This window comes from Croceicoccus mobilis (genome assembly GCF_001661965.1).
Classification (GTDB): domain Bacteria; phylum Pseudomonadota; class Alphaproteobacteria; order Sphingomonadales; family Sphingomonadaceae; genus Croceicoccus; species Croceicoccus mobilis.
The window spans coordinates 12,600-38,547 of record NZ_LYWZ01000001.1; the positions used below are offsets into that span (position 1 = coordinate 12,600).

The following is a 25,948-nucleotide window of genomic DNA, read 5'->3' on the forward strand; positions in this document are numbered from 1 at the left end:
CGAGCAAAGTATAGGAGGAAGCCCTGACCGGACTTCCTCCTCGTGTAATGTGCACCCGTTGGATCAGAATTCGTCGCTGAACCGGCCCGGCACCGCGTCCACGACCCGGGCCATCAACTGGTCGGGCAAGGCGCCGTAATCGCCTTCGTCGATGGTGACATACCCGGCCTCGCTGTCGGTCAGGACATACTGGGTAAAGTAGCTGTGCTGGGCCCGCGCATTGGCCGTATCCATGGCCGCGATGAACGCCGTTTGATCCGCGTCCGGCCGGTACGAATGTTGGCTGCAAGTGTGCATGACAGTTCCTCCTGAAGTTCGATGCTTCGCATCGTCAGGAGCGCTCGATGGGGGCGACGGACCGGGTCAGGGACCGCGTGGAACACGCGGCCGCGAAGCGGCGATGGGGGTAACGATTTTGTTCGCTGCCGGATGCAATCCGGTGGCGGGCAAAATGGTGGGGCCCCGTCCGTCCTTGACGCGGGCCCTCAAGCCTCCGTCACCATGACAAGGACTGCGAGAGAGACCTCCCAACCTCTCGGTGGAGCGCATGTCCTCGTCTCATCGCAAACAAGAACCTTTGCAGAACATTTGCGATGTGGCAGGATGCGCAGCGAGGGGACCTTCAGCCAAGGTAAGGAACCAGATTTGGCAAGGTCCAGAAATGCGCGCGATGCGCTCACCCGCCTGCGCGAACAGCGCGCCGAGCTCGATGCGAGGGAAACGGAGCTGCGCGAGAATGCCGCGCAGGAATTGGGCGCGATGCTGCTCGAATGCGGCGCCGAAACACTAGAGGCCGGCAAGCTCAAACGGCTCGTCAGACAAGCATCGGCGATGGGTCTCGATGCGGCGCTCGAACGCCTGGGTACAACGCCGTGATGCCGTAAAGTGGACGTGAATTCCCGCTTTGCCTGCCCTCCCCTTCCGGCAGGACAAGCAAAAGAAAGGCCCCGGTGGCGCGTGCCAGCGGGGCCTTGTTGTTGGCGCGGTGCCGATCAGTCCTCGTCGATCGGCGGAGCATCCTGGTTGTCCGAGCGGTTCGGGCGCGACAGGAAGTCGACCTTGTCTGCGAGGATCTCGCAGCCGTAACGCTTGTTGCCGTCCTGGTCGTTCCACTGCGTGTAGTGGATGCGGCCCTCGAGGCTGACGAGCTGGCCCTTGCTGCAGTACTTGGCGACGTTCTGGCCGAGGCCGTTGAAGCAGGTGACGCGGTGGAACTCGCTGTCCTTGGCGGTGTAGCCGTTCTCGTCCTTGTAGGTCTTGCCTTCCTTGTCGCGGGCCGGACGGTCGGTGACCAGCGAGATCGTGGTGACGGTGGTTCCCCCTTGCGTGGTGCGGGTCTCGGGATCGCGGGCGATACGGCCGACGAGAATTGCGATATTGGTCATGGATAGACTTCCTTGCTGCTCTCAAACCGGAAACCATTTCCGGCTTGCGAACTCGGTCAGAAGCAGGGCATGGGAGACCTGCACCGCGGGGTCATGGACCCAAGGGGAACCCGCAGACGCCGGGAGGTGCGGGCAGGCAGCGCCCCGGCGATTGCACCGCAATCGCGCGAGGGAGACGCTGCCAACACGGCCGGCGGAGCTGCGGGTTGCAGGGATCAGCTGACCTGGTTCAGGAATGTTCGCGACAAAGCCGGATTGGCTTCAGGTGCCGGCAGGAGGATGGCTACTGGCCCTGTTCGTGGATCGACGTGCGTCATCCCCTCGCAATCATGCCGGCAAATGCATGGCGATAGCGGCCATGTCTGCGACAATTCGTCTTTCAGGGTCGGGTCGCGATCAAGGACCAGCGCGAGACCGGGATGGAACGGCCAATAGACCATCGGCCGGACAGCACATTCGCGCCGACCTTGGTCCTCGATCGGGTCAGTCCGCGATAATCAGGCAGGGCACGATCGGCAGTGAACGGCCCGCATCATCTCGAGAAAGGTTCGCCAATCGCGCAACCGCTTAGCGGCATCGATGGTCACGCCGTCACTCGTCCAACTAGCGCCTCGTGCTGGACGTCGGGTCAGCTCCGGCGACGAAAAATGCGCTCGAACAGCGACGGGGTTTCCAACGGCTGGAGCCGCCCGTATCGCGCGCGTCGCAGCGACGGGTCGAGATTCTGGACCGGGTGCGACCACCGGTCCGGCTTGCCCTGGTGCGTGGAATAGTTCGACATGGTCTTGCCCCCCTGATGTCTCGATCCGGGCTAACCATGCCGGGGCATCGTCACAACCGCTCGCGACGCGGCTGTGCAAAGATTCACCCCAAGTTGCCGTCTTCGTGAAGCAGCTGTCCGTCGGTATTCCAGATTTGTACGGCGACGCAGTCCCCGGCTTCCCTGGCCTCGCGTGCGACCGCGATCGCCTCGGCCAGATCGCCGAGGCAAACGCATTCGATCGGCTCCTTGTCATTGCGATGCATGGTGATCCGAAGCGGCATGTCGGGTTTCCTCTCCTTGCCGCATAGCTAGTACCGATAGCGGCAAAGAAAAGGCCCCGCCGAGGGCGAGGCCGAGTGAGGGAGGAAAGTAGTCCAACAGATAGCAGGCAAAGCCTGCCGCATGATTAACATGGTCATAATGCCGCCCGGCGCTTGTCGTTCGTCCAGTCGATGGGACCGGGCTGCGCAGCTTTTCGGGGCGCCATGGCCGAGAGCATATTCTGCTCAGCGATGCCGAACAGAATGGCGGCTCGCTACGCGCCGATACAGGGCCTGGTAGATCGCATCGAGGTCATCGATATCGACGTCGAGTACTTCGTTCCAGTCGGCAAGGACCGCCTCGAGGTCCTCATGGGTATAGGCGAAACCGGATGCCGTCGGGGGCGCAGCCGGGACAGCGGCATGGTGCGGCCAGGGGTGACCCGTCAGGTTGTTGTAGAACCAACCTGCTGCCGAAAGGGCGAGAACATTCATGGCAATCGGCCATAGGTATGCCCAACCCCAGGTTTCCGGCCCGGCCGCACCCAGCGCGCATAGAAGCGCGCAGGCGCCGCCTGGAGGATGAAGGCATCGGGTTACCGACATGGCCGCGATCGCGATGCCGACTGCAAGGCCTGCCGCGAGCATCGGCTCCCCGATCGCATGACCAAGTGTCAGTCCGATCGCCGCGGACAGGAGGTTCCCGCCGATGACTGATCGAGGCTGGGCCAGCGGACTGGCGGGAACGGCGAAGACCAGGACTGCGGAGGCGCCGAGCGGCGCGACCAGGACCGGAAGAGCGGCGCTGTTGGTACCCAGCAGCACAATGGCGACCAGGCCCGAGGCGAGGATGGCCAGCCCTCCTCCGATTGCGCCGCGGAGCCAACCAAGGTGACCAATCGCGCCCTGCGGCAGGAGACTAGCCGATCGCGAAATCAGGAATTTGAGCACGAAGAACCTTCAGGTCGGAAATGCCTGTCGTGGCAGGCGCAGCAGGGTTTGGGGGTGATTGCGCTATCGGGCAGTTGGCGGAGGCTCTTTGTAGAAATCGACCTGCATCTTCATCGCGCCCAGAGGCGTGACGAAATGCGGCTGCCCGGGAAGGACGACACCGGGATTGCCCGGCTCGAGGACCGTTTCACCAAGCGGCTCGAGGATGGTGAGTTTCAGCCGGCCTTCCAGTACGCGGATCAGTCCCCAGACGCCGGGCTTTGTGTCGTGCCGTTCGCGCAAGGCTGCCGGCAACGAGTTTTCGTCGAAGATCGGCGTCGAACGATAGGGTTCGGGTCGGCCAACCTGCGCCTCGGCGCTACTCATTCTGCCGCAACCCGATCGGGGATATTCGTGCGGCCGGTCGGCTGGTCGGCATCTATGCGAAAGAACATCGCCAGCTGCAGGCTTTGTGCGATGCGCCGTGCCTTGTCCTGAAGCGCCCTTGCGGCAGCAGGTTCCATCAACGCGTCTGTTGTCTCGGCCCAGAGACCGAGCCAGCGTTCGAAAAGCTCGGGCGTGATCTTCGACCGGTGCTTCATGTGCGCGGGGACGGGCTGCCCCTTGTAGCGTCCCGTCGTCAGCATGACCGACGACCAGAAGTCGGTGAGCTTGCCGAGATGTTCGGGCCAGTCCGAAATCGCGTCGTTGAAGATGGGACCGAGTTCTTCGTCGGCTCGCACGCGCGCATAGAACGCTTCGACAAGGTGGCCGAGGCCCTCGTCGTCGATCCGTTTGAGTTCCATAGCATCGACTCCAAAACATGCATTCACAGCGCATCTATGCGGGAGCGAAAAAACATGCAATGGGAATGCATCTTTTGGAGAACGGGCAATGCGGCTCACCCGCTACACCGATTATGCGATGCGCGTGCTGCTCTACCTCGGCTCGCGGACTGACCGGTTGTGCTCGATTTCCGAGATCGCGACAGCATACGGGATTTCGCAAAACCACCTGATGAAGGTTGTCAGCGACCTCGTCGGTGCGGGCTATCTGGAAAGCGTTCGTGGCAGGTCAGGCGGCATTCGCTTGGCCATGCCGGCCGAAGACATCAACGTCGGCGAGCTGATCCGCCACACCGAGGATGATTTCGACCTCGTCGAATGCGGAAAGTGCATCATTGCGCCAGCCTGTGGTCTCACCAGCGTGCTGGACGAAGCGCTCGGGGCGTTTCTCGCAGTGCTCGGTAAATATACACTGGCCGATGTTCTGGCGAGGAAGGGGGATTTCAGCCACCTGTTGCATGCCGCTTCGCAAGGTAGCCGAACTTCGGCCTGAAGCGATCGGCCCCACCAGCAATTACGCGTCCAACATCATAACGCTAACCGAAATCGGACAGTGAACGGCTGCGCTGCTGGGGAGCAACGCAGCCGTTGGACATGGGTCATGGCTGGATCTGCTGTACCGCCCTGGGGCTGGTGCCCAGCAGCCCACGCCGATCGACAACGGTAATTCGGCGCGCCTTCGCCTCGATGACGAGCCGTTCAAGGACCCCGTTCCCGGGAAAGGCGACGACGTAGCGCGGATCGAGTGACAGCATGCGCTCGTTGCGCTGGAACCCGGCACGCGCACCCATGCGCCGGTCGAGCGAGAATGTGACCTGTGCAATATCGCGGCGTTCGGCCCAGGATGCGGCAAGCCGGTCGCAGCCCTTGGTGTCGCCGCCGTGGACAAGCACCATGTCGGGAACGCGGTCACGTACCTTGTCGAGGGTCGCCCAGACGTTGGTGGCAAATGCCTTGGCATCGTGATCGGATGCAAACTTGGGACGCCCACCGGCAAAGACCACGGGCGTACCTTCGGGCATCGCCGCGCGGCGTTTGGAGGCCGCCCGTGCGCGCAGGAATTCGCGGCCCTCGACGAGCGCCGAGGTGAGCATGGCGCCATGGTTGAACCGTGAACTCGAGACCGGCTTCCACGAGGAACCGAACTCATTGAGGTAGAGGCATGCGGCGATCTCGCGCATTTCTTCCATGGCCAGCATCGAGGCTTCGGCGCACTGGGCGCGTTCGACCTGGTCTTCGAGATCGCTGGTATGGACTTCCGAACCATCGGCACTGGCGAGGAGCGCGCGAACCTCGTCGCTGGCCCTGTCGAGCGCGCTGGACTTGCGCTGCGCCGAGCGGTGAAAAAGGTTGACGAAGGCCCATCCGATATCCTCGGCATCGGCTTCGAGCGCGGTGCCCGAAAACATCGCGAAGAGATCGGACCAGATCGCTTCCAAAGTCTGGCTGGCCTGCTCGGTGGTCGGAAAATCGGCGGCACCAACGGGCGCCGGACCGATCGAGAAGCTGGAGAGATCGAGGCCGGCTAACTGGTCGTGAATTTGCGAATGCATGGGATTGTCCTCCTGACGGTTTGATCCGGCAGCACCCGATGGGGAGCGCCGGCGAGAGCCCGTCAGGGCCGGGACAAGGGTGGGGACGCACCGCGCAAGCGGGAAACCCCCGGGCGGCAGGCTGGCGCGGGCAGGTCGGCCATTAGGGGACATCGCGGGCACCTTGAGGTCAGATCAATGCCGAACGCATGATGATGCGAAGGACGATCACCGCCGACCAACACGGGCCTGCCGCCGGCGGGTTGCGGCCTCAGCCGACCGGCCCAGGGCCTCTCTCGCTCCGGCCTCTCCCACGGGAATGACGGACTGGCAGGGGCATCACCCAAAATGCTTCGGGCCCGACAAGATCAGAGCCCGAACCCCGCAGCGGTAAATTCGTACCTGTCGCGCGCGGGGAACGCCGCCAGCGCCACGAGCCGGTCGTTCTCGAAGCGGAGATGCCAGGTCCGCCCCGGTTTCGGACGGCGCTCGGAAAAGGACGCCGGATCGAGAACGACGATATTGCAGCCGCGTTCGGGATTGCGCGCCGACCGCGTACGGATCAGCGCGGTCGCCGCTTCGCGGGCAACGGATGCGAATTCCTGGCAGGCGGTATAGTCGGCAGGGTCGATCCAGTCGGCTTCATGAGACTCAAATGGCGGCTCGGTCAGATCGAGCGTGGCCTGGCTGGCAACGAGAACCGAAAAGCTCGAATGTTCGCTGGTCGTCGAGGGTGGGACAAAGCCCGGCGAGCGCGAGAAGAATTTGAGCCGCCAATAGGCTGTCTCGGCAATCGCGGTCGTCTCGGCCTCGCTTGCATAGAAAATGCCGGGACGTTCATTGGCCCGGCGAAAACGGCTGGCCTGCCGGTGCCCATAGCGAAAGGGTGAGGCCAGCAGGTAATCGAGATGCGCGGCACTCGCCGCCAAGGCCGGCTTCACCTCTTCGGCAAGGTCCTCGAGGAGAGCCTGCGCTACAGGATCGGATGCAAGCCGCCCGGTCGAAATCCGGTGCTGGGCTTCGACCACGCGCCAGACCCGACCCCGATAGGCCCGGTGTTCAGACGCGAGCGCGCCAGGCGTCCACATAGTCGCATAGGCCCATGAGACCGCGCATCGTGCCGACGTGGTCGATCGGCTTGCCGCCAAGGTCGAGATTGTCGGCCTCGAGCCAGCGGCGCGCGGCATCGTCGTCGCTGCCGAGCAGGGCATCGAGACTTCGGAACAGGCGTAGCAGGAACTGCCCGGCCTCGAAGGACTTGGAGGCAGGATCGAGCCTCGCCTGCCCGTGCCGCAGGCGGGATACGGTGGCTGGCGACAGGCCGAGCACTTGCCCGAGCCTGCCGTTGTTCCATTGCCAGAGATCGGCGATGCGCGCGACAGCAGCGGTCAGAACCGCGCCGCGGTCGGCCGCTTCCGGGGCCAGGGTCGCCATCACATCGGTCCTTTCATATGCACGATATAGCGCATATCCGTTCAATTGGAAAGAGTTCGACTAGGCGACGTCACGACGACGGTAGATCGCCTCGCCGTTCGAAAAACGCCCGAGGCACTCCAGTTCGCCGAATAGGCCCGTGAACTTGTCCGCGACCTGCCCGAGCCAGCGCTGTGCGCGGGGCGAACGGGCGGTCGATGCATCGGCATCCCAATAGGCACCATCGTCGCGTTCGGCGAGCCAGACCGCGGCAAGACCGCAATCAGTCGAAATCCCGCAATCGGCGTAGGCGTTGCGCAAGAGAATGCGATCCTCGCGGCCGCGCCAGCCATCGTGCTCGCGAAGCGATGGAAACGCGCGAACCGCTTCGGCGCGGATCCAGTCGACGAGGCATTCATATTCCCAGTCGAGATCATCATCGTCGTCGGCACCGATAAGGCGAAAGGCGACCACGGCGCCCGTGGGGTAGCTGACGGAACGTCCCATGATCCGCCTCCCTCAGGCCGCGAGCGCGGCATCGCCGCGCCCGTCGTCATCATGGTGGTCATCATGATCATCGAAACTGGCATCGCTGCCATCGACCTTGCGTCCGCCCAGCTTCAACAGCAGCGAGGAAGCCGCTTCGGCGCGCGCGGCGGCGGTCAGGATAGCCCGATCATCTTTCTTTAGGAGCTGCAGCCAGTGATCGATATAGCTGGCGTGGTTGTCGAGATGCGCGACCGGCAGTCCGAGTTCGGCCCCGAGCATCGCGCTCGAAAGTTCGGCCACCAGCTCTTCGGCGGCATAACTCTCCGAACCGAACCGGTTTTTCAGATCACGTGCAAGGCGGCTGGCATGACCCGTCCAGTGCGACAGCTCGTGCGCGAGCGTCGCATAATAGTGGTCGTAGCCCGTGAAGAGCTCGACCGGCGGCATCGTGACGCGGTCGGCGACAGGTTCGTAATAGGCCTCGGCGCCCTGGTGCCGTAGCTTGGCCGGAATCTCCGCAAAGAAAGCATCGAGCTCATCGCGCTGACCGGAAGGCGTAACCGGCTGGACCGGCGGTGCGGGCCGGAAACGCACGGGCAGATCATCGACCTGGTCGGCGTTGAACACCGGAAAGCTCTTGAGCACCCGGCGCGCCTGGTCTTCCTTCTCGCCGGTCGCGGGATCCTCGATCTCCTTGGTATAGCTCTTGTAGAAGACCGCGATCGTCGCCTTCTCGCCCTTGCGGACCTGTCCGCCCAGTTCCTTGGCCTGGCGATAGGTCATCCAGTAGGGCGAGGCGAAGCCGCACATATCGGCGACCAGCCACAACCAGAACACGTTGATGCCCTGGTAGGGAATGCCGCAGGCGCGCAAAGGTCGTGCCGAGGGCACGCCGCGCCACGGTTTGACCCAGGGACGCGTGCCCTCCTCGAGGCGCTTGATGATTTCGGCGGTAATGCGCTGCGCGGGCGAGACGGTCTCGGCATGCGAACGGGTGCGGGACTTGCGGGAATTGCGGGGCATGTCTGTTCTCCTGATCCGGCCGGGACGACAAAGGCACCGCCCGGTCCGCAAGGAGCAAAAGCACCCTCCCCTCTCTTCCAGCGGAGCCACGAGAAGAGGGGGCCCCTTCCGATTGGAAGGAGCCGCCTCACCCTGTTGCCAGATGGCCTGTCCTGTCAGGAGGAGGTCAGGCGGCCATCTCGCGGGGATTGTCGTCGTCGTCGCCGACGTCATTGCCGACGACGACGTCGGGAACAGCATCCGAAGCATTGTGATCAACGTCGTCTTCGACCGCCTGATCGTCGGCGTCGCTCACGGGTGCGACAAAGCGCATGACTTCGGGAACCCAGCCCAGCGCCGCCTCGCGCACCGCGGCATCGGTAATGAAATTGCCCGAGAAGACGCGTTCGGCACTTTCGGCGAGTTCACCCTTCCTCGAGGCGGCAAAACGCGCGACGAGGTCCGGCCCGCCGACCTCGGACAAGGCCTCGAGGATCACCGACTTCGACACCCGGTCGAAGTAGTTGGCCGCCGTGGGCCGCCACCAGCGGGCAATCTCGATGCCGATGCTCGTCCCCAGGTGATCATGGAGCGCGATCGCCCGGTCGCCCGCCATGCTGAGGCTCGCCTCGAACGTGCGAGCAACGACAAAGCCGAGCCAGGACGCGCGTGCTTCCTCTTCGAGGCGGCGGAACGCCTTGAAGCGGGCAACGATATCGTCCGCACCGCGCCAGCTTTCATCGAGACCGCCCCTCAATTCGGCGAGCGACGCCGTGGCCGGCGCATCCTTCGCCTCGAAGCCGACGACCGGGCCTGCCGCGATCGGTCCGCGCAAGGTCGTTGCCGAGCGTGCGCGCCAGTCGTGTGTGTCAGCATCGGCCAGCGTGAAGACGAGAAGATCGAGCGCAAGAGCCGGATCGGACGCGACATGGAGCGCGAGGACATCGCGCCGCTGCATCGCGAGTTCGTCGACAAGCCGTTTCGACAGCGTCGCACGGCGCAGGGTATCGCCCGTGCCATCCGAAACCACTTCGACCGCATCGTTCTCACCCGCCAGCACTGCGGCATTCTCGGTATAATAATGCGGCTGGAGCACCGGCGTGCCGTCACGGCCGAGGGTCAGGATCATCCCGGCGTCGGGCCTGAGGTCGGGGTCGAGCATCAGCGGCCGGTTACGGATCTCGTCGGTCTCGCGTTCGATCGCATCGATCGTCGCTTCGGCGGCGGCGATCGCCTCCTCGGCGCTTTCCTCGCATTCGAGGATCGCGGCATGTTCGTCGAACGACTTGTCGAGTTCGTCGAGCCGCGCCAGTTCCGCCTCGCTCAAGGGTGCGGGCCCGGCGGGAAGGCGGTGCAGACCCTCAAGCACGTCATGGCTCACGTAATTATCGAGCGTCGGGCGAACCCAGGCGATCTCGTGCTCGGTGGCGAGCACTTTGGCCTGCTCTTCCATCTTCGCCCGGGCGAGATCTTCGAGCAGGGCAACGTCGACCCAGCTTTCGCTGTCATCATCGTCGAAGAGCTCGCGCTCGATCCTGCCGCCTGCCTCGACATAGGCATCGCGGCCAACGAAGCGCGCGCGCGAATCGCTGCCGCGCACGGTGCCGGTCAGCACCATGCGGCGGATGCTGTCGGGACTGGGGGCATAATAGGCCGAGGACACCTGCTCGAAAACGCGCGCCTGGATTGCCTGGTCCGAAGTCGCGCCATAGGCCTTGGCGAGATCAAGCGTGATTGCGCCCGATGCCAGCGCGGCAAGGACCGGTTCGGCAAGATTGGCGAGCCGGAGGCGGCCTTCGACGAAGCGGACGGTCAGGCCGAAGCGGCGCGCGACCTCTTCGCTGCTGGCGCCCGCCTCGACGAGCGAGGCAAACGCCTGGGCTTCGTCGGCCGGGTTCATGGCGAGGCGGTGGAAGTTTTCGGCAAGGCTGGTTTCGACCGCATCGCTTGCTGTCTCGTCGAGCACGAGACAGGTTACCGGGTGGGTGCGCGGCAAAACCTTGTCATCGGCGAGAGCGACGAGCGCGCGGCGACGGCGTTCGCCGGCCTCGACCTCAAACTTGCCCTTCACGCCGGCACGCACGATGAGGTTCTGCAAGAGGCCGCTGGCGGCGATGCTGGCTTTCAGTTCGGCATCGGCAGCAGGATCGGCATGCTTCCTGACATTGCGCGGCGAAGGGACGAGCTTGTTCAGAGGGATGGTCTTGATCATGGCTTGTACTCCTGATTGGCGGCCCTGCATGCCGACAACCGGCAGCCTTGGGCGCAATCAGGGCAAAGCCCCCTCCCCTCTCAACTCGTGATGGAGCGGGCAGGATGATCGGTTCGCGGCGAAGGCAAATCGGGCGACCCGCGGACCGTTAGTTCCAGGTGCAAAGACGCAAGGACCGGTGACAACGTGCGACCGATACCGCGTTAACCCGTTCAAGTTTCGGACGTCTTCGCAGGTCGTGTCCGGGCAAATGCCATCCACGACAAGTTGAATTGGCAAGAAATGAATGCAAGAGAGGCATTCGTTTCAATGTGAGGGGGCTCATGAAAAAATCCTTGTCGTTCGCGCTGGCCGCAATCGGCCTAATGGCTGGCTCACCGGTTCTGGCGGAACCCTTGTCGGTGGCTGATGTCTTGCAGCTGTCCCAGATGGGATTGGGCGACGAGGCGATCGTGGCCAAGATCGAGAGCGAAAATGCGACGTTCGATCTGAGCACCGATCAGATGATCGAGCTCAAGCAGAAGGGCGTTTCCTCCGCTGTCATCGCGGCAATGCTCAGCACAGGCGCCAATTCCAAACCGGAATACTCCTTGGACTCGGCCGATCCGATGGTCCCGCATCCGGCAGGCGTCTATCTCCTGCAGGGATCGGGCTCAGACGCCCGCATGAAGAGGATGAACGCCACGGTTTCAAACCAGGCAAAGACCGGCGGCATACTGGGATACGCGCTGACCGGGGGGATAGCCTCCGCCAGCGTCAAGGTCGCGATCCAGGACGAAACTGCCCCCGTGCAGTCGACGACGAAGCCGGTTTTCTACTTCTTTTTCGACAACGCGAGTGATGCGAGTGCATCCAATGCATGGGCAAGCGGCCTGAATACGACAGTCCAGTCACCGGCCGAATTTACGCTGGTCGAACTGAAACAGAAGAAGGGTCGCCGCGAAGCCCGGGTCGGGAGCATGAACATTGCCGGAGCCAAAAGCGGCGTGATGGACAAGGATCGGATCCCGTTTCATTACGACTTGGTTCGTCCCGGCGTTTATGAAGTAAAGGCCGATGCGGTCATGGAGCCCGGCGAATAGGGCTTCATCTTCTCGCTAGGAAGCGGCGGCACGGCTGGCGCCATGAGCGCCCGGATATTTGATTTCTCGGTCCGATAGGGACCGCACTCCATATCAAGGATCGAAAAAAGAAGACGGGGCCAGGAGAAAAGCAAAACGGCCCGACCTCGCAGGAGGCCGGGCCGAACTCTTATCCGGGACAGGTTATCTGATCAGAATCCGTAGACGATGGTGCCAACGACCTGGCTGCGGCGCGCCTCGATGCCGGTGCCGACACCTTCGTAGCTGTACTCGCCGTAGTCCGAGTAGCGGTATTCGGCGCGGAAGCCGAAGTTGCCGAAAGTGTACTCGGCGCCAGCGCCGATGCGGTAGCCGTCGAGCGTGTCAGAATCGCTATAGGTGTCGCCGAACGAGTCGGTGTAGGCGAGCTTCACGCGGGCATTGGTGTAACCGCCCTTGGCGTAGAGCAGGATGCTTGGGGTGACGCGCGCACCGACCCGCGCACCGATGTAAAGGTCACGGCTGGCGCTCAGCGTCGCGCTGTCATCGAATTCGAAGATGTCGGTTGCTGTGGACGAAACGCCGGAATCGGCGATTTCGGCTTCGATACCGACTACAGCACCGCCGAGATTGGCATCATAGCCTGCGACCACGCCGTACAGCACATCGCTTTCGTCGCCCGAAACGCCATCGTATTCAAGCTCGACGCTGTCGTAACCAGCCAGAGCGCCGATGTAGAAACCGGAAGCGTCCGCTTCCTGAGCGAGCGCAGGCGTAGCAATAACCGACGCGATGACCGCGCCGGACAGAATAATAGTCCTCATGTATTTCCCTCTTTTATTTCCCCCGGAAGAGAGTGATCGCCCCAATAAAGGAAGAAATCGAGAGATCAACCGGATTTTTATATTTTATTCTGTGTCTTGTTTACACCTTGTTAGGCCATTCACCGCCCTTTAAATCGAGATAACGGGGATCACTGATCGTTGTCCGAGACACGCGGAGCAATTTGACCCAGGCCAGTCAGCGCTTTCATATCCTCGCGATGGGCCAGGCCCGCATAGCGGCGCACCAGTTCATGCTCGGCCGCGACAAGTTCGTCTTCGGTGAGGTCGGTGAAGAAGGCATATTCGGGGCGCTCGTCGAACTCCTCGCCGAACGGCACGGTTTCGAGCCAGTCGCAGAATACCGTGACACGGTGACTGCGGATCGGGTTGTCCTGCCGCATTCAGTCCAGCCAGTTCACGAGGCTCGTAATCATCCAGACCAGCGATAGGATCCAGGCGGTTAGCAAAAGGCTAAACTCCACGCGAAGCGCGAAGCTCTTCTCCGGCTCTGGTTCTCTCGACATCGCCTTCACCTACTCATCGGGGTCCAGCCCTCTCCAATAGCGAGCATCATTGCGGTCAGCGCCAGCAACATGAAAAGCGCTCCTGCAATCTGCCGCTTCGGCCCCATGGGATCGGGATTTTCCTGTCTTCATCATGCGTTAGGGGGCTAGGGCTAGCATCATCTGGGGATTTGTCATCGCGGCCTTGGGGGAAATAAACATGAAACTTCTCGGGCCGCTCGCCCTGCTCTTTGCAGCCCCGCTTGCTACGCTCGGCAACGCGGGTCCGGTTCTGGCGCATGGCGGCGGCCTTGCCGCGGACGGCTGCCATTACGACCGCAAGGCCGGAACCCGGCACTGCCATCGCGGGTCCAGTGCCGCGCCTGCCAGTCCGTCGCAACGAAGCAGTGGATCGAGCACCTATTTCCCGAACTGCGCCGCCGCACGGGCGGCGGGCGCAGCACCGGTAAGGCGGGGCGATCCCGGTTACGGGCGGCACCTTGACCGCGACAATGACGGGATCGGCTGCGAGTAACAGCCAATCCCCCCGACATGCGAACTAGCGAACGGCAAGCCGCTCGATGATCTGGGCTGCCCCGTCGGTCGGCACGAAGAGCCGTGTTTTGTAGCGGATGATCTCGGTGAAGCAGCCTTGCGCCTTGTACCAGTCGAGCCGCGCGGCCGACCACCCGGTAAGCTCGAGCCGCTGCGAACCGTTGACGAGGCTGCGCTTCAACATGAGGTCATCGGGTCCGGCGATGTCCTGTGGGCGCCCGGATTGCAGGACAGCCGTGACGACCTCGCCGACCGGCAGCGCCTGCCGGCCCTCGATACCGAGGGCCTGGCACAAGTCGGCAACGAAAGCGACCGGCACCTCGCGGCCGATCAGCGAGCGGCCATCGCTCGCCGCAATGCGGCTGACCCGCACATGCTCGGCAGGAAGCTTGTCCCAGACCGGCAGCAACAGGCCGGTGGCAAGATAAAGCCGCTCGCGCTTCAGGCTGGCGCCAGCCTCCGCGACTTCCTCGGTCCAGGCTGCCCGGAACGCGGCATCGCCCATGTCCTCCCAGCTGCTTTCGGTGAGCGCCTCGTCCGTCAGGTAGGTGCGCTTCAGCGGGCGGATCAGTTCGTGACGGCGGATGCGCTCGCCCTCGTCGGTCAGCAGGCTGCGGGCAGGCACCAGCAGCGCAACCCGGCCCGAACGCGCATTGCGCAAGCAGCGATGGTGCTTGTCGCCGATCCCGTGAAACGCATCGAGCCGTTCAAGCGGCAGCGGGCGAAGCGCACGGGCGATTTCGATTCCGAGAAGATGCGTGGTCGCGCCAGACACGCGATCGGTGCGCAGCAACGTGCCGGACAGGATTTCGAAGCTTTCGACCGGGATCGTCTCGACGCCAAGGTCGAGCGTACCCGCTTGCCGCGCGGCATCGACGCGTGCTTCGACGAGGGCGAGATATTCATCGAAGATCGCGTTCTGCAAGCCGATCGGCAGGGCGAGGATCCGGTTGAGCCAGCGCTGGATCGGCGGCAGGTCATCGACCATGCCGCCGTCAGGGGCCGCGATACGCAGGCCGGTCAATTCCTCGAAGCGGTCGAGGCTGACGGCGTCGAGCTTGCCGTCGAACAGGAGGCCGAACCAGCGGACCAGTGCTTCCCTTGCATAAGAACTTTCAAGATTGTCGGCGGATCGAACAGGTTCTGCCCTCCAGTCTGGCGCTGGCCGCGGGTCAGCGCGCCGAGGCTGTCGAGCCGGCGCGCAATCGTCGAGATAAAGCGGCGCTCGCCGCGCACATCGGTGGTGACCGGACGGAACAGCGGGGCCGAGGCCTGATTGGTGCGGTTCGTGCGTCCGAGACCCTGGATCGCGGCATCAGCGCGCCAGCCCGGTTCGAGCAGGAAATGCACCCGCCGCTCCTGGTTGGGGCAATCGAGATCGGCATGGTAGGACCGACCGGTTCCACCCGCATCGGAAAAGACGAGGATGCGCTTCGTGCCATCCATGAAGGCGCGGGTCTCGGCGACATTGGAGCGGGCCGAGCGCGACTGGAGAATCTGGCATCCGTCGGGCCCGAGGACAAGGCGACGGCTGCGCCCGGTCACTTCGGCGACCTTGTCGGCGCCGAAACGCTCGAGGATCGCATCGAGCGCGGTGGCGATCGGTGGCAGGGCGCAGAGCTGTTCGATCATCCGGTCGCGCGCCGCAAGCGCGCTGCGGCACAGCACCGGACGGCCCTCCTCGTCGCTCATTGGTTCCGACCTACGGTTGCCGTTCTCGTCGGTAAAGACCGCCATCAGGCGAACCGGGAAGCTCTTTTCGAGGTAGTCGATCACGAAGGATGCCGGGCTCAGATCGATATCGGGCGACGCGCGTTCGGCATCGGACAGTTCGGCAAGTCGGCGATCGAGCATGGCTTCCGATGTCGAGACCAGCTGGATGACGACCGAATTGTCCGCCCCCAGCGCAGCCTCGATGGCCCGCAGCAGGCTGGGCAATTTCATCGAGAGGAGCAGCTGGGCAAAGAAACGCTGCTTGGTTCCCTCGAAGACAGAGAGTGCCGCCGCCTTGGCGCCGCCATTGAGCGCATCGCCGCTGTCCGCATCGACAATGCGCGTGGCCTCGAGCGCATCTTTGAGGTTCGCATGGATGATCGCCCAGGCATCGGCATAGGCATCGTAGACCGCGATCTGATCCAGGGTCAGGCAATGTTCGAGCACGTCGTATTCGACGCCGGCAAACGAGAGTGCGCGGGCGTTGTAGAGACCGAGCGCCTTCAGGTCGCGGGCGACCAGTTCCATCGCCGCGATCCCGCCGTGGCGGATTTCAGCAACGAAGCTCGTGCGGTCGGGAAACGCGGTCTCGGGGCCCCAGAGGCCGAGCCGGGTCGCATAGGCAAGATTGTTGACGTCGGATGCGCCGGTCGCCGAGGCATAGACGACGCGAGCGCGCGGGAGCAGGTTCTGCAGGCGAATGCCGGCAATGCCCTGCTCGGAACCCTTGACCTTGCCGCGCGCGCCTTCGCCGCCCGCTGCGCCCGCCATGGCATGCGCCTCATCGAACACGATGACCCCGTCGAAGTCTTCGCCAGCCCAGGCAAGGATCTGTTCGAGCCGCGTGGCATCGCCGCGACCCGATCGCAGCGTCGGATAGGTCACGAACAGAATGCCTTCGGGCATCGTGATGGGCGTACCGAGTTTCCAGGTGGCAAGCGGCTGGATATCGAGCGGCAAGCCGCCGAGTGCGCTCCAGTCGCGGCGCGCGTCTTCCAGCAAGGTCTCGTTCTTCGAGATCCAGATATGACGGCGTTCGCCGCGCACCCAGCGATCGAGAATCACGCTGGCGACCTGTCTGCCCTTCCCGGCCCCGGTTCCGTCGCCGAGGAAATAGCCCATGCGATAGGCTTTGCCATCGGCGCTGGGTTTGAGAACGCAACCCTCGTCGTCGGGTTCGAAGGTCCCGGCGATATCGCGCGCATGGGCATTGGCGGCATAGATCAGCGTTTCGGCCTGGGCGGCTGAGAGCAGGCCCTTGGCGATAAGGCCCGCCGGCAGTTGCGGCACGGCTTCGGGGATTGGCGCGGCGATCGAGCCCATGGCGACCGATTCCACCAGTGCGGTAGGATGCATGGCCGCATCCGTGATGACGACCCGGCTTGGGCGATAGGGCAGGTAGTGTCCGACCTGCTCGTCGATCGGTGCGGGTTCGGCAAGCGCCTCGAAGCGGACGGGTTCCGCTTCCGGTGCAGGAGTGGAGCGAACGGGAGGAGCGAGCGGTATTCGTCGCGCCTGCGGAACCAACCTGAGCGCGCCGATTGGCCGGACCGGGATGATCGGCAGCGGAGTATTCGGACTTTCGCGGATGGGGAGCGCATCGATCAGCCCTGCAATCTCGGCAATATCGCTCGTGCGGGCCGTAGCGATCGCGATATCGCGTTCGGCCTTGTCGATCACCAGCAGGCGCGTTGCGATCCCTGTGCCGGATTTACGGAAACCGCCGTCGATCGTGACGTTGAGCAACGGGGTGACCGGGCCGCGCATCTTCGCGACGAAGCGGTGCAGGTCGAACCATTCAGGCATGATCGCAACCAGACGCCCGCCGGGCCGGAGCCGCGCGAATGCCGAACGCAGATGGCGCGCACCGGTGCGCCCGTCATGACCGCGCTCGACGCTCCACGAGAATGGCGGGTTCATAAGCACCGCGCTTGGCGAACAATCGGGCGCCAGCAACTCGTCGATCAGTTCGCCATCGTGTCCGGTCACCGTCGCTTGCGGGAACAGCGCGGCAAGGCACGATCTGCGCGACGCGGAATTTTCGTTGAGATCAAGCGCAGCGCTAGACTTGGCCGCCCACAGCGCCAGCATGCCCGTGCCGGCCGACGGTTCGAGCACGCCGTCATCCTTGGTCAAGACACAAGCGCGGGCGGCAAGCCAGGCCAACCGTGGCGGGGTGGCAAACTGCTGGAGCTCGACCTGCTCCTCGCTACGGTTCGTTTGGGTTGGAATACGGGCTTCGAGTCCGACAAAGACCTGTTCGGCGGAGTCGGGCGGCGTGGTGACCGTCAGTTCGGATTGGCCCATCAGCCAGAGGACCTGCGCCAATTCGAGCGCGGCGTGCGCTTCGGTCAGTGACCAGCGTCCGTCGGCATCGCTGCCACCGAAGTGTTCGCTCAGCGCATCGCTGATGTCGCGGCGGGTCAGAACCGCGCCCGACGATAGAAAGTCGGCAAGCTGGCGCGCCGCCGATAGGACCAGTGGTTCCGAAGGCTCGGAAAATTCGAACTGAAGGGCTGATTGTGACATATGGACCTCCTGAGAAAAAGGCCCTCACCGCGTCGGGGCCTCAATCAGGCAGGAGCTTCCTCCCCTCTGGTCTGTCGGGACCGGGTCTTGCCTTCCCTGGCAGACAGGACATCGGCCCAGTCGTAACCGGCCTTGCGCGGGCGCCGGATCACGATCCGGCGGCCGGGAGCCGCATAAGCACTGCAGGCGCGTTGCTGCGCGAGGTCGCCGCCGTCATCGGCATCGAGAAACAGGAACAGTTCGCGCACGCTTTCGGGGATCGTGACAAGGCCGAAGCGTTCATTGCCGAGTGTTGCCCAGCACGGGATGTCCGAAAGCTGGGTTGCGGCGAGCGCGGTCTCGATGCCCTCGGCCAAGCCAAGCTTCCCGCCCCGGGGCATGGCGAGGCGGACCGCGCCGGTCTGCAGGCTGCCCAGGGCTCGCTTGGGCCGATCGAAGGTCGCAAGGCGATTGCCGACCGGATCGAGAAAGGTTCGATGGACTGCGATGACGCCTTCGTCGTTGCGCACCGCCGCCAACATGGCAGGCAGAAACCGGGCTTCGCCTTTGGGGCCGAGCGGGGTGCGTTCGTGATAGCGCAGGTCAGGCGATGCGGTTTCGATCGCGCGCGATCGCAGGTAGGCTTCGGCAGGAGATTCCGAAAGAGCATTGGCCTCGCGCCACAGGCGGCAGGCGTTTCGGTCGGGACCGGATTGCCGGATATCGTACTCGTCGACGGTCTGGTCAGCATCGAACAGGTCCCGCGACCTGACGCCGGTATGATTGAGCGCGGCAAGGACCGAATCGTTGCTGCAGCCGGCAAAGCAGTGGAACAGGATTGCCTGGCGACCCAAGGTCACGCTCAATGATGGTGTGCGGTCGTCATGAGCGGGGCAGCGGCACATGCCCTTCCCGCCGCGCCATGTGCCATCGAGCTGCTCAACGATTTGCCGGGCACGGCGTTCGAGCGATGAAATCGGGGACTTTCGGGACATGGGCGCGCCTTTCGAAGTGAGCGATGCCCGTCCCGGTGCAGCCTCCACTCTGCACGCTCGCATGGTCTTTCCAACAATCTATGTTCTATATATGTTCTCCCTCGAGTCGTCCAGTCGGGAACAGGAAAGATGCGCCAACGAATCTGCTTGTCCGCAATGGCCTTCGGGTTGGCCATGGCTTTGGGAGCACCCGCAATTGCCAATGACGGTGACAACGGGGAAGCCGGTTATCGGATTGCTGACCACGATGTAGAATTCCGGCTGGTCGAGCACGGGATCTGGGCTCAGCAAAGCCAGAGCGGTGCGGAAGCCAGTGCCGCTATCCTGCCTCCCACCCAGGCAAGGACGACAGTCGCCGCCCTGCACTCAGGGAGCAGCAAGGCAACGAATTATCGTCGCGCTATCTATCTGCCGCATGTGATGACTATGGAAGCACGGTTCGGTTTGCCCGCTGGCTTGCTCGATGCGCTCGTGTGGACCGAGTCCCGTTACAATCCACTGGCCGTCAGCAAGGCGGGCGCTGGTGGGCTGGGTCAGTTGATGGCGGGTACAGCGCGTGAATTGGGGGTCGCCAACCGCTTCGATCCTCGCGCCAACCTTGAAGGATCGGCCCGCTATCTGCGGCAGATGCTCGATGAGTTTGGGGTAGTCCATCTCGCTCTCGCCGCCTACAATGCTGGACCCGGTGCGGTTCGCCGTGCCGGCGGGATTCCGAAGAATGGCGAAACACCGCGGTACGTGCGGGACGTACTGCGCCATTGGCGGCTATGAAGTTAGGGATTGGTTCGATCCGGCTCGAATACGATACAGAAGCACCGCACTAAATTGCCAAGGCAGCTAGCGCGTCTTCTGCGTCGTTGCGTACCAAGTGGCCGTAATGCCGTTCAATCATAGCAACGCTTGTGCCCGAGAGCTGCGCGACCGTTAGTGCAGGCAAACGTTCGCGAATCAAGTCTGTGATTACACTATGACGCAATGTGTACGCCGTCGCCGACAGTGGCAATTTTGCAGAGCTGACCGCTGCCTTAATTGGATTTTTCCATGCATCCTTCGTCCATTTCCGACCGTCCTTCCGCCTGAAAATCGAAGCTGCCGGCAGTTTGTCTTTGCATTGCTCGGTCAGGAAATTCGCGATGATCACTGGAACTGCAATCTGACGAGGACGGCCATGCTTGTCCTGCCCGACGGTGAGCGTGCGAGTGCGCTTGTCAAAATCTTTCACACAAAGGCCGGCCAACGCCCCAGGGCGAAGTGGCAGCACGCAGAGAGCCCGCATAAATGGAGCTATTTCCGCATCCGCAGCCTTCAACAAACGCTCCCGCTCACCACGATCTAGATATAGGTCGCGCCTCTTGTCGGCTCCCTTGACGGGCTTCAAAGCTTCCTGCCAGGCAGCCTCGGTGTTCGGTGGCCCAGGCTGCATAACGCGACCCAGCGCCGCCCTAAGTGGCACCATGTCCCTGTTGACCGTAGAAACTGAACGAACTTTGGTGCGCCTTTCCCCACCCTTGTTTCGAGTGAGCAACGCAGGCGCATCCTCCAAGCGCTTGCGCCACTCACGGAGATGTCGCCGACGAATTTTGTCCAACTTCACTTTGGCAATTGGGTCTGAGAAAACGTGGCGCCGGAATACACCTTCTGCGATTAGTCCAGGCCGAACCTTTAGGTACTCTTTGCAGGCATCCGCGACTGTTTCCAGCGATTGCGACTGGACCCCACCGCCCTCGACTAGTTCAGCCCATTTTTCCGCATCGAGCTTTGCATGGTTGAAAACTTCATTCCCGGTTTGCGAGCCGTAATCACCCAAACTCTTGCGGGCGTATCTTCCAGCATCAACATCGTAGGCTCGGGCAAACCAAGACCCTTTACCTCCACGCTTTGAGGGCCGGTAGCCGACATAACAGCCAGCCCGGAGTCGTTGCCAATGCGGCTCATCGCCCGCCTTGGGCTTTAATCGCTGCCGCTCGCCAATCTTACTGAGGTCCGCCATTCCCGTTCGCCATCCATGAAAATCCATGAAACAAGCATGAAATACATGGGTGGACGCATATACGCAAGAATGGTTTATTTTCAATGCTATGATGGGTCCACATATAGCCGCTAATGTCCGTATTCCCACCCTTCACACGGGTGGGGTCGCAAGTTCAATCCTTGCCGCGCCCACCATTCCCCGTTTCAAGACATATCGCTTTCGGGAATGGTGCCCCTCGGGCGGCTGCCGCTGAACGCGAAAAGGCCGCCGCGGTCGATCCGCAGCGGCCCTTCATGAAGATCCGGCCTAACCGGCTTCAGCCCGTGATCAGCACGCCGACCGATCCCACGCCGGCAAAGTGTGCCTCGACCGCCTGCCCGATCTCAACGTCATGGACCCCGGTAATCGCGCCCGAAGACACCCAGCCGGTCGCCTGGTCCATCAGGCCGCGCTCGGTCAGGTTGTTCAAGAGGAAACGGACTGCGCCGAAAGGGCCGTCGAGCATGGAAGCCGTGCTCGCCTTGCCGACGCTTTCGCCATTGATCAGGGTTTCGACGGCGATCTCGTTGATCCCGTCCCACATTTCGCGCGGGACCACAGGGCCAAGGACAAGGCCATTGTTGTTGCCATGATCCGATATCGTCACGCAGGGACCATCCGCATTGATGTCCGCCCAGGGAGAGGACGCAATCTCGATCCCGATGCGCACTTCCTCGACCCAGTCATAGGTTTCCGCATCATTTGTCGGCAGCGCAGCATCCTGCGGCACGCGAATGCGGATCGCGAATTCGGCTTCTGCTGCAGCAAATCCGCCGCGGAAGACCGGCATCGGGATCGGCGATCCTGCCTCTTCGAAGATCATCTTTTCCGGGATCGGACCAATCAGCCGATTGGCGCCCAGCACCGCATCGCGCGGTGGCGGGATCTTGCCGACCTTCCAGCCACCGACCGCGTCATCCCACAGCATCAATGCGCGGTCCTGGATCGCATAGGCCTCGGCCAGTGTCTGCGGTTTCTCGCCCGGATAGGCGTCGAGCGCACGTCCGGCCTTTCGCGCGGCCACGAAGGCCTCTGCGATCTTGTCAACGAACTGCCTTTCCATGGCCCCCTCAGATTGTGCTTTGCAGTTTTGGGAAACCGGTGTCATAACGAACGACGGCTGGAAAGCAAGAGCTTCCGGCTTTGGTCGTGGAGGGGAAAATCGGAGCGGGCGCAATCGCCCCACATCCGATCCGGGCAGGATTTCGTTCTGTTCGTTGCCCCCCTGCCGTTGTCGGACTAAGTCCGTATGCGGAATTGTGGAGTATTTGATGGGTACGAGCAAAAGGAGCGACCGACAGCCGACGATCAATGATGTCGCGCGCATTTCGGGCGTTTCGAAAAAGACCGTGAGCCGGGTAATCAACCGCTCCCCGCTCCTGAAGGCCGACACCCGCGAAAAGGTCGAGAAGGTTATCGCTAAATTGGGCTATGTTCCCAATCCACAGGCACGCGCCCTCGCCCTTCGCCGCAATTTCCTGTTGGGACTATTGCACGACAATCCGAACGCCCAGACCGTCCTCAATTTTCAGGAGGGCGTTCTGGACGCCATACGCACGACCAATTTCGCATTGGTCGTGCGCCCCGTCGATCGCCACTCGCCCGACCTTCTCGCCGATGTTCGCGATTTTCTGGAAAAGCAGCGCCCTTATGGCGTTTTCATGCTGCCGCCGATTTCCGAAAACGAAGAGCTTGCGCAGCTATGCCGAGAAATGGACTGCACCTATGTTCGCATGGGCTCGACCCATCTCGACCAGCCACAATTCCTCGTCGAATCCAATGACCGGGAAGTCGTCGCCACTGCGGTCGATCATCTGGTCGAGATTGGGCACCAGAGGATCGGCTTTATCGAAGGGCCTGCCGGGTTCCGCTCTGCACATGAAAGGCGCGAGGGGTTCCTGGACGGGTTGAAGCGACATGGGCTGGACCTGCCCGAAACTTGGCACGCACCCGGTCAATACACATTCGATTCCGGGATCGACGCCGCGGAACGCATCCTCGATTCGGATCCCAGGCCGACCGCCATCTTCGCATCGAATGACGAGATGGCCGCAGCAACGCTGCATGTCGCGCGGCAACGAGGCATGTTCGTACCCGAAGACCTGTCGATCATCGGCTTCGACGACAGTCCGATTGCCGCGCATATCTGGCCCCCGCTCACTACGGTGCGCTGGCCGATCCAGGCGATGGCCAAGGCTGCCGCGCTCAAACTGGTGCGCCCGGCCGAGGCGCAGGACCAGCCTTCGCGCTTCCCCTCGGATCTCGTGCGGCGAAGTTCAGTCGCCCCGCCCCGTCGCTGACAAACCGGCGACGTCAGATGGCCCATTGCGCAAGGGCATGACCGCCACCATTTGATTTTTTAATGACACCGGTTACCAAACAGTCAAAACTAGTCTATCCGGTAGGCAGAACCAAGGCTCGACCAACGAGCCAGATAGCGAGGATTTTATGAAGATTGCCGTCATCACCGAGAACAGCCAGGCCGCGAAGAACTGCATCATTGAAGATGCGCTGAAGTCGGTTGTGGAGCCTTTGGGCCACGAGGTTTACAATTACGGGATGTACACGCCCGAGGACAAGGCGCACCTGACCTATCCGATGGTCGGTCTGCTTGCCGCCTCGATCCTCAATGCGAAGGCTGCCGATTTCGTCGTCACCGGCTGCGGCACGGGCACCGGCTCGATGCTGGCCTGCAATGCGATGCCGGGCGTGTTCTGCGGTCTGGTCATCGACCCGACCGATGCGTTCCTGTTTGCCCAGATCAACGACGGCAACGCCATCGCCATGCCCTATGCCAAGGGCTTTGGCTGGGCTGCCGAACTCAACCTGCAGGATTGCTATCGCAAGCTGTTCGAAGGCGAGAGCGGCGTCGGCTATCCCAAGGAACGCGCCGCCGTCATGGCCAAGAACCGCGGCGTGCTGGCAGACCTCAAGGCCGCGTCGTGCAAGGACATGCTGACCGTGCTCAAGAGCGTGGACCAGGACCTCCTCAAGACCGCGGTATCGGGCGAGCGTTTCGAGGAATATTTCTACGCGAACTCTCAGGACGAAGAGATCAGCGCCTATCTCAAGAGCCTCTGATCGGGGCCTGCCGGACAGATATTCCGGCAAGATGGGATGACCAGTGCCGCCGCCCCGCCATGCGCCGGGCGGCGGCAGACAGCGAGGATGCAATGACGAAGAGCCCCTTTGATCTTTCCGGCCGCGTGGCGGTCGTCACCGGCGCGAACACCGGCATCGGCCAGGGCATCGCCCTCGCGCTGGCCGAAGCGGGCGCGGATATCGCCGCGGTCGGCCGCAGCGCCGCGACCGAGACCTGCGAGAAAGTGAAGGCACTGGGCCGCCGCTGCGAGCTGATCGGCGCCGATCTTTCCAGCATCGAACCGGTGAACGAGGTCGTCGACACGGTGGTCGAGAAACTCGGATCGCTCGACATTCTGGTGAACAACGCCGGCATCATCCGCCGCGCCGACGCGCTCGATTTCTCGGAAGAGGACTGGGACGCGGTAATGGACACCAATCTCAAGACGCTGTTCTTCCTGTGCCAGGCAGCAGCGCGCCACATGACCGGCTGGTCCAGCCAGGACGGCAAGCGCGGCAAGATCGTCAATATCGCCTCGCTGCTGACCTTTCAGGGCGGCATTCGCGTGCCCAGCTATACCGCCAGCAAGTCGGGCGTGGGCGGGCTGACGAAGCTGCTCGCCAATGAATGGGCGACCAGGGGCATCAATGTGAACGCCATCGCACCCGGCTATATCGCGACGAACAACACCGCCGCGCTGCAGGCCGATCCCGAACGCAGCCGCCAGATCGTGGAACGCATCCCCGAAGGCCGCTGGGGCAAGCCCAGCGACATCGGCGGAGCCGCCGTTTTCCTTGCCAGCGACGCCGCCGATTACGTGCAGGGGCAGGTCCTTGCCGTTGACGGTGGCTGGCTGGGCCGGTGATAGAAACGATGGTCGGCCCCGTCGTCTGCTTTGGCGAGATGCTGCTGCGCCTCTCGCCGCAGGGCGCAATACCGCTGCAACAGGCGGGCGGTGTCGCCATCGATGTCGGCGGGGCCGAAGCGAATGTCGCGGCAGCCCTTGCCAGCCTTGGCGTGCCGACGCGCATGCTGACCGTCGTTCCCGACAATCCGCTGGGCCGCAAGGCAAAGGCGGCGCTGGGCGCGGCGGGCAGCGACACGCGCTTTATCGCGTCTGTCCCGGCGGGCGTGGGCGGCGGGCGTATCGGGCTCTATTGGTTCGAGCCGCCTGCTGGGCCCATCGCGGGGCGCGTCACCTATGACCGCGCGGGCAGTTCCTTTGCGCTTGCCGATCCTGCCGACCTGCCGTTTGCGCAGGCGCTGGAAGGGGCGAGCCTGCTGCACATGTCGGGCATCACCCCGGCGCTGGGGCCCGCAGGCGTGGAACTCGCGCGCGCCGCCGTCGCCGCGGCGAAGGACGCAGGTGTCCCGATCTGTTTCGACGGCAATTACCGCGCCAATCTGTGGGATGCGTGGGACAGCGATCCGCGCGCCATCCTGACCGAACTGGTCGGTGCGGCCACGCTGATGATCGGCAATCACCGCGACATCTCGCTGCTTTTGGGCAAGACATTTTCAGGCGACGGCGCGGACCGCCGCCGCGAAGCGAGCGAGGCGGCGTTCGAGGCGTTCCCGAACCTTCAGCTGATCGCCAGCACCGCGCGGCATGTAGAGGCCGCCTGCACCCACCGCCTTGCGGGCCGGATCGACCTGCGCGCCAGCCACTGGCAGACCGACGAGGTCCGGATCGAGAACATCGTCGACCGCATCGGCACCGGCGACGCCTATGCCGCGGGCGTGATCTACAGCTGGCTTGGCGGCGGCGATGCAAAGCAAATGGCAAAAACCGGATTGGCCCTGGCCGCGCTCAAACATGGCGTGCCAGGCGACATGATCCTGGCAACGGAAGAGGAACTCCATGA

The 25,948-nt window shown here is 63.1% G+C and carries 27 protein-coding genes and 1 pseudogene; 9 read left to right on the top strand and 19 right to left on the bottom strand.

The window, feature by feature from the left end; translation table 11 throughout:
- Positions 1-63: 63 nt before the first annotated feature.
- Positions 64-297 (bottom strand): hypothetical protein, encoded by a 234-nt coding sequence (locus tag A9D13_RS00065; RefSeq protein WP_066768327.1) that lies wholly within the window; start codon positions 295-297, stop codon positions 64-66.
- Positions 298-645: 348 nt separating this feature from the next.
- Between A9D13_RS00065 and A9D13_RS00070 the strand changes: the two genes are divergently transcribed.
- Positions 646-876 (top strand): DUF6437 family protein, encoded by a 231-nt coding sequence (locus A9D13_RS00070; protein ID WP_066768403.1) that lies wholly within the window; start codon positions 646-648, stop codon positions 874-876.
- A 116-nt stretch (positions 877-992) separates the two neighbouring features.
- On the opposite strand, the gene A9D13_RS00075 is transcribed toward A9D13_RS00070, so the two are convergent.
- The 6 genes from A9D13_RS00075 to A9D13_RS00095 all read right to left on the bottom strand — a co-directional run bounded on the left by A9D13_RS00075 (position 993) and on the right by A9D13_RS00095 (position 4,144).
- The gene (locus A9D13_RS00075; RefSeq protein WP_066768330.1) at positions 993-1,385 is read right to left on the bottom strand and encodes a single-stranded DNA-binding protein; all 393 of its coding nucleotides are present in this window, start codon (positions 1,383-1,385) and stop codon (positions 993-995) included.
- Between the two features lie 628 nt (positions 1,386-2,013).
- Positions 2,014-2,166, bottom strand: coding sequence for a hypothetical protein (locus A9D13_RS20320; RefSeq protein ID WP_156521838.1), 153 nt, complete (start codon positions 2,164-2,166; stop codon positions 2,014-2,016).
- 83 nt (positions 2,167-2,249) lie between these two features.
- The gene (locus A9D13_RS00080; RefSeq protein ID WP_066768336.1) at positions 2,250-2,429 is read right to left on the bottom strand and encodes a hypothetical protein; all 180 of its coding nucleotides are present in this window, start codon (positions 2,427-2,429) and stop codon (positions 2,250-2,252) included.
- A 225-nt stretch (positions 2,430-2,654) separates the two neighbouring features.
- Entirely contained in the window at positions 2,655-3,359 is a 705-nt protein-coding gene (locus tag A9D13_RS00085) for an HPP family protein (protein WP_066768339.1), read from the bottom strand.
- Positions 3,360-3,422: 63 nt separating this feature from the next.
- Positions 3,423-3,725 (bottom strand): TehB family protein, encoded by a 303-nt coding sequence (locus A9D13_RS00090; protein WP_066768340.1) that lies wholly within the window; start codon positions 3,723-3,725, stop codon positions 3,423-3,425.
- Positions 3,722-4,144, bottom strand: coding sequence for a group III truncated hemoglobin (locus A9D13_RS00095; protein ID WP_066768348.1), 423 nt, complete (start codon positions 4,142-4,144; stop codon positions 3,722-3,724). The genes A9D13_RS00090 and A9D13_RS00095 overlap by 4 nt, the downstream gene beginning before the upstream one ends.
- Positions 4,145-4,232: 88 nt before the next feature.
- On the opposite strand from A9D13_RS00095, the gene A9D13_RS00100 reads away from it, so the two are divergent.
- Complete coding sequence (locus tag A9D13_RS00100) at positions 4,233-4,676, top strand: RrF2 family transcriptional regulator (protein WP_066768355.1); 444 nt, start codon at positions 4,233-4,235, stop codon at positions 4,674-4,676.
- 106 nt (positions 4,677-4,782) lie between these two features.
- Here A9D13_RS00100 and A9D13_RS00105 read toward each other — a convergent pair whose 3' ends face one another.
- The 6 genes from A9D13_RS00105 to A9D13_RS00130 form a co-directional block, all read right to left on the bottom strand.
- On the bottom strand, positions 4,783-5,736 hold the full coding sequence (locus A9D13_RS00105) for a DUF2493 domain-containing protein (RefSeq protein ID WP_066768357.1): 954 nt from the start codon (positions 5,734-5,736) through the stop codon (positions 4,783-4,785).
- A 347-nt stretch (positions 5,737-6,083) separates the two neighbouring features.
- Entirely contained in the window at positions 6,084-6,743 is a 660-nt protein-coding gene (locus A9D13_RS00110; RefSeq protein ID WP_229665589.1) for an RES family NAD+ phosphorylase, read from the bottom strand.
- A 31-nt stretch (positions 6,744-6,774) separates the two neighbouring features.
- The gene (locus A9D13_RS00115; protein ID WP_066768405.1) at positions 6,775-7,149 is read right to left on the bottom strand and encodes an MbcA/ParS/Xre antitoxin family protein; all 375 of its coding nucleotides are present in this window, start codon (positions 7,147-7,149) and stop codon (positions 6,775-6,777) included.
- 60 nt (positions 7,150-7,209) lie between these two features.
- On the bottom strand, positions 7,210-7,635 hold the full coding sequence (locus A9D13_RS00120) for a hypothetical protein (protein WP_066768362.1): 426 nt from the start codon (positions 7,633-7,635) through the stop codon (positions 7,210-7,212).
- A gap of 12 nt (positions 7,636-7,647) precedes the next feature.
- Positions 7,648-8,640 (bottom strand): ArdC family protein, encoded by a 993-nt coding sequence (locus A9D13_RS00125; RefSeq protein WP_066768364.1) that lies wholly within the window; start codon positions 8,638-8,640, stop codon positions 7,648-7,650.
- 166 nt (positions 8,641-8,806) lie between these two features.
- Positions 8,807-10,831: a ParB/RepB/Spo0J family partition protein gene (locus A9D13_RS00130; RefSeq protein WP_066768367.1), complete on the bottom strand. Its 2,025-nt coding sequence runs from the start codon at positions 10,829-10,831 to the stop codon at positions 8,807-8,809.
- A 323-nt stretch (positions 10,832-11,154) separates the two neighbouring features.
- On the opposite strand from A9D13_RS00130, the gene A9D13_RS00135 reads away from it, so the two are divergent.
- Positions 11,155-11,913 carry a hypothetical protein gene (locus A9D13_RS00135; protein ID WP_229665588.1) on the top strand — a complete coding sequence of 253 codons (759 nt, stop codon included), beginning with the start codon at positions 11,155-11,157 and terminating at the stop codon, positions 11,911-11,913.
- 191 nt (positions 11,914-12,104) lie between these two features.
- Here A9D13_RS00135 and A9D13_RS00140 read toward each other — a convergent pair whose 3' ends face one another.
- Complete coding sequence (locus A9D13_RS00140) at positions 12,105-12,716, bottom strand: outer membrane protein (protein WP_066768370.1); 612 nt, start codon at positions 12,714-12,716, stop codon at positions 12,105-12,107.
- 149 nt (positions 12,717-12,865) lie between these two features.
- Entirely contained in the window at positions 12,866-13,117 is a 252-nt protein-coding gene (locus tag A9D13_RS00145; RefSeq protein ID WP_066768373.1) for a hypothetical protein, read from the bottom strand.
- 322 nt (positions 13,118-13,439) lie between these two features.
- Between A9D13_RS00145 and A9D13_RS00150 the strand changes: the two genes are divergently transcribed.
- A complete protein-coding gene (locus A9D13_RS00150; RefSeq protein ID WP_082921993.1) occupies positions 13,440-13,754 on the top strand; it encodes an excalibur calcium-binding domain-containing protein in 315 nt (104 codons plus the stop codon).
- Positions 13,755-13,778: 24 nt separating this feature from the next.
- Here the strand turns inward: A9D13_RS00150 and A9D13_RS00155 are convergent.
- A pseudogene (locus A9D13_RS00155) lies at positions 13,779-18,016 on the bottom strand (strawberry notch-like NTP hydrolase domain-containing protein).
- A 44-nt stretch (positions 18,017-18,060) separates the two neighbouring features.
- Positions 18,061-18,990, bottom strand: a complete 930-nt coding sequence (locus A9D13_RS00160; protein ID WP_066768376.1) for a DUF7146 domain-containing protein — start codon at positions 18,988-18,990, stop codon at positions 18,061-18,063.
- A 129-nt stretch (positions 18,991-19,119) separates the two neighbouring features.
- Between A9D13_RS00160 and A9D13_RS19945 the strand changes: the two genes are divergently transcribed.
- A complete protein-coding gene (locus A9D13_RS19945; protein WP_082921994.1) occupies positions 19,120-19,761 on the top strand; it encodes a lytic transglycosylase domain-containing protein in 642 nt (213 codons plus the stop codon).
- A 49-nt stretch (positions 19,762-19,810) separates the two neighbouring features.
- Here A9D13_RS19945 and A9D13_RS00170 read toward each other — a convergent pair whose 3' ends face one another.
- Both A9D13_RS00170 and A9D13_RS00175 read right to left on the bottom strand, forming a co-directional pair.
- Positions 19,811-20,980 carry a tyrosine-type recombinase/integrase gene (locus A9D13_RS00170; RefSeq protein WP_066768378.1) on the bottom strand — a complete coding sequence of 390 codons (1,170 nt, stop codon included), beginning with the start codon at positions 20,978-20,980 and terminating at the stop codon, positions 19,811-19,813.
- Between the two features lie 298 nt (positions 20,981-21,278).
- Positions 21,279-22,064: a 2-keto-4-pentenoate hydratase gene (locus A9D13_RS00175; RefSeq protein WP_066768382.1), complete on the bottom strand. Its 786-nt coding sequence runs from the start codon at positions 22,062-22,064 to the stop codon at positions 21,279-21,281.
- Between the two features lie 208 nt (positions 22,065-22,272).
- Between A9D13_RS00175 and A9D13_RS00180 the strand changes: the two genes are divergently transcribed.
- From A9D13_RS00180 to A9D13_RS00195, 4 genes are all read left to right on the top strand, one after another.
- Positions 22,273-23,301 (top strand): LacI family DNA-binding transcriptional regulator, encoded by a 1,029-nt coding sequence (locus tag A9D13_RS00180; protein WP_066768384.1) that lies wholly within the window; start codon positions 22,273-22,275, stop codon positions 23,299-23,301.
- A 148-nt stretch (positions 23,302-23,449) separates the two neighbouring features.
- Entirely contained in the window at positions 23,450-24,082 is a 633-nt protein-coding gene (locus tag A9D13_RS00185; protein ID WP_066768387.1) for an RpiB/LacA/LacB family sugar-phosphate isomerase, read from the top strand.
- Positions 24,083-24,174: 92 nt separating this feature from the next.
- Positions 24,175-24,948 (top strand): 2-dehydro-3-deoxy-D-gluconate 5-dehydrogenase KduD, encoded by a 774-nt coding sequence (kduD, locus tag A9D13_RS00190; RefSeq protein ID WP_066768412.1) that lies wholly within the window; start codon positions 24,175-24,177, stop codon positions 24,946-24,948.
- 8 nt (positions 24,949-24,956) lie between these two features.
- A partial coding sequence (locus A9D13_RS00195) for a sugar kinase (RefSeq protein ID WP_066768390.1) occupies positions 24,957-25,948 on the top strand: 992 nt, incomplete at its 3' end.

Coding starts and splice junctions, on each gene's coding strand:
- A9D13_RS19945 (WP_082921994.1), top strand. CDS start 19,120: ATGCGCCAACGAATCTGCTTGTCCGCAATGGCCTTCGGGTTGGCCATG.
- A9D13_RS00145 (WP_066768373.1), bottom strand. CDS start 13,117: ATGCGGCAGGACAACCCGATCCGCAGTCACCGTGTCACGGTATTCTGC.
- A9D13_RS00095 (WP_066768348.1), bottom strand. CDS start 4,144: ATGGAACTCAAACGGATCGACGACGAGGGCCTCGGCCACCTTGTCGAA.
- A9D13_RS00115 (WP_066768405.1), bottom strand. CDS start 7,149: ATGGCGACCCTGGCCCCGGAAGCGGCCGACCGCGGCGCGGTTCTGACC.
- A9D13_RS00140 (WP_066768370.1), bottom strand. CDS start 12,716: ATGAGGACTATTATTCTGTCCGGCGCGGTCATCGCGTCGGTTATTGCT.
- A9D13_RS00160 (WP_066768376.1), bottom strand. CDS start 18,990: ATGTCCCGAAAGTCCCCGATTTCATCGCTCGAACGCCGTGCCCGGCAA.
- A9D13_RS00100 (WP_066768355.1), top strand. CDS start 4,233: ATGCGGCTCACCCGCTACACCGATTATGCGATGCGCGTGCTGCTCTAC.
- A9D13_RS00080 (WP_066768336.1), bottom strand. CDS start 2,429: ATGCCGCTTCGGATCACCATGCATCGCAATGACAAGGAGCCGATCGAA.
- A9D13_RS00150 (WP_082921993.1), top strand. CDS start 13,440: ATGAAACTTCTCGGGCCGCTCGCCCTGCTCTTTGCAGCCCCGCTTGCT.
- A9D13_RS00125 (WP_066768364.1), bottom strand. CDS start 8,640: ATGCCCCGCAATTCCCGCAAGTCCCGCACCCGTTCGCATGCCGAGACC.
- A9D13_RS00130 (WP_066768367.1), bottom strand. CDS start 10,831: ATGATCAAGACCATCCCTCTGAACAAGCTCGTCCCTTCGCCGCGCAAT.
- A9D13_RS00185 (WP_066768387.1), top strand. CDS start 23,450: ATGAAGATTGCCGTCATCACCGAGAACAGCCAGGCCGCGAAGAACTGC.
- A9D13_RS00180 (WP_066768384.1), top strand. CDS start 22,273: ATGGGTACGAGCAAAAGGAGCGACCGACAGCCGACGATCAATGATGTC.
- kduD (WP_066768412.1), top strand. CDS start 24,175: ATGACGAAGAGCCCCTTTGATCTTTCCGGCCGCGTGGCGGTCGTCACC.
- A9D13_RS00120 (WP_066768362.1), bottom strand. CDS start 7,635: ATGGGACGTTCCGTCAGCTACCCCACGGGCGCCGTGGTCGCCTTTCGC.
- A9D13_RS00090 (WP_066768340.1), bottom strand. CDS start 3,725: ATGAGTAGCGCCGAGGCGCAGGTTGGCCGACCCGAACCCTATCGTTCG.
- A9D13_RS00075 (WP_066768330.1), bottom strand. CDS start 1,385: ATGACCAATATCGCAATTCTCGTCGGCCGTATCGCCCGCGATCCCGAG.
- A9D13_RS20320 (WP_156521838.1), bottom strand. CDS start 2,166: ATGTCGAACTATTCCACGCACCAGGGCAAGCCGGACCGGTGGTCGCAC.
- A9D13_RS00065 (WP_066768327.1), bottom strand. CDS start 297: ATGCACACTTGCAGCCAACATTCGTACCGGCCGGACGCGGATCAAACG.
- A9D13_RS00175 (WP_066768382.1), bottom strand. CDS start 22,064: ATGGAAAGGCAGTTCGTTGACAAGATCGCAGAGGCCTTCGTGGCCGCG.
- A9D13_RS00105 (WP_066768357.1), bottom strand. CDS start 5,736: ATGCATTCGCAAATTCACGACCAGTTAGCCGGCCTCGATCTCTCCAGC.
- A9D13_RS00170 (WP_066768378.1), bottom strand. CDS start 20,980: ATGGCGGACCTCAGTAAGATTGGCGAGCGGCAGCGATTAAAGCCCAAG.
- A9D13_RS00135 (WP_229665588.1), top strand. CDS start 11,155: ATGAAAAAATCCTTGTCGTTCGCGCTGGCCGCAATCGGCCTAATGGCT.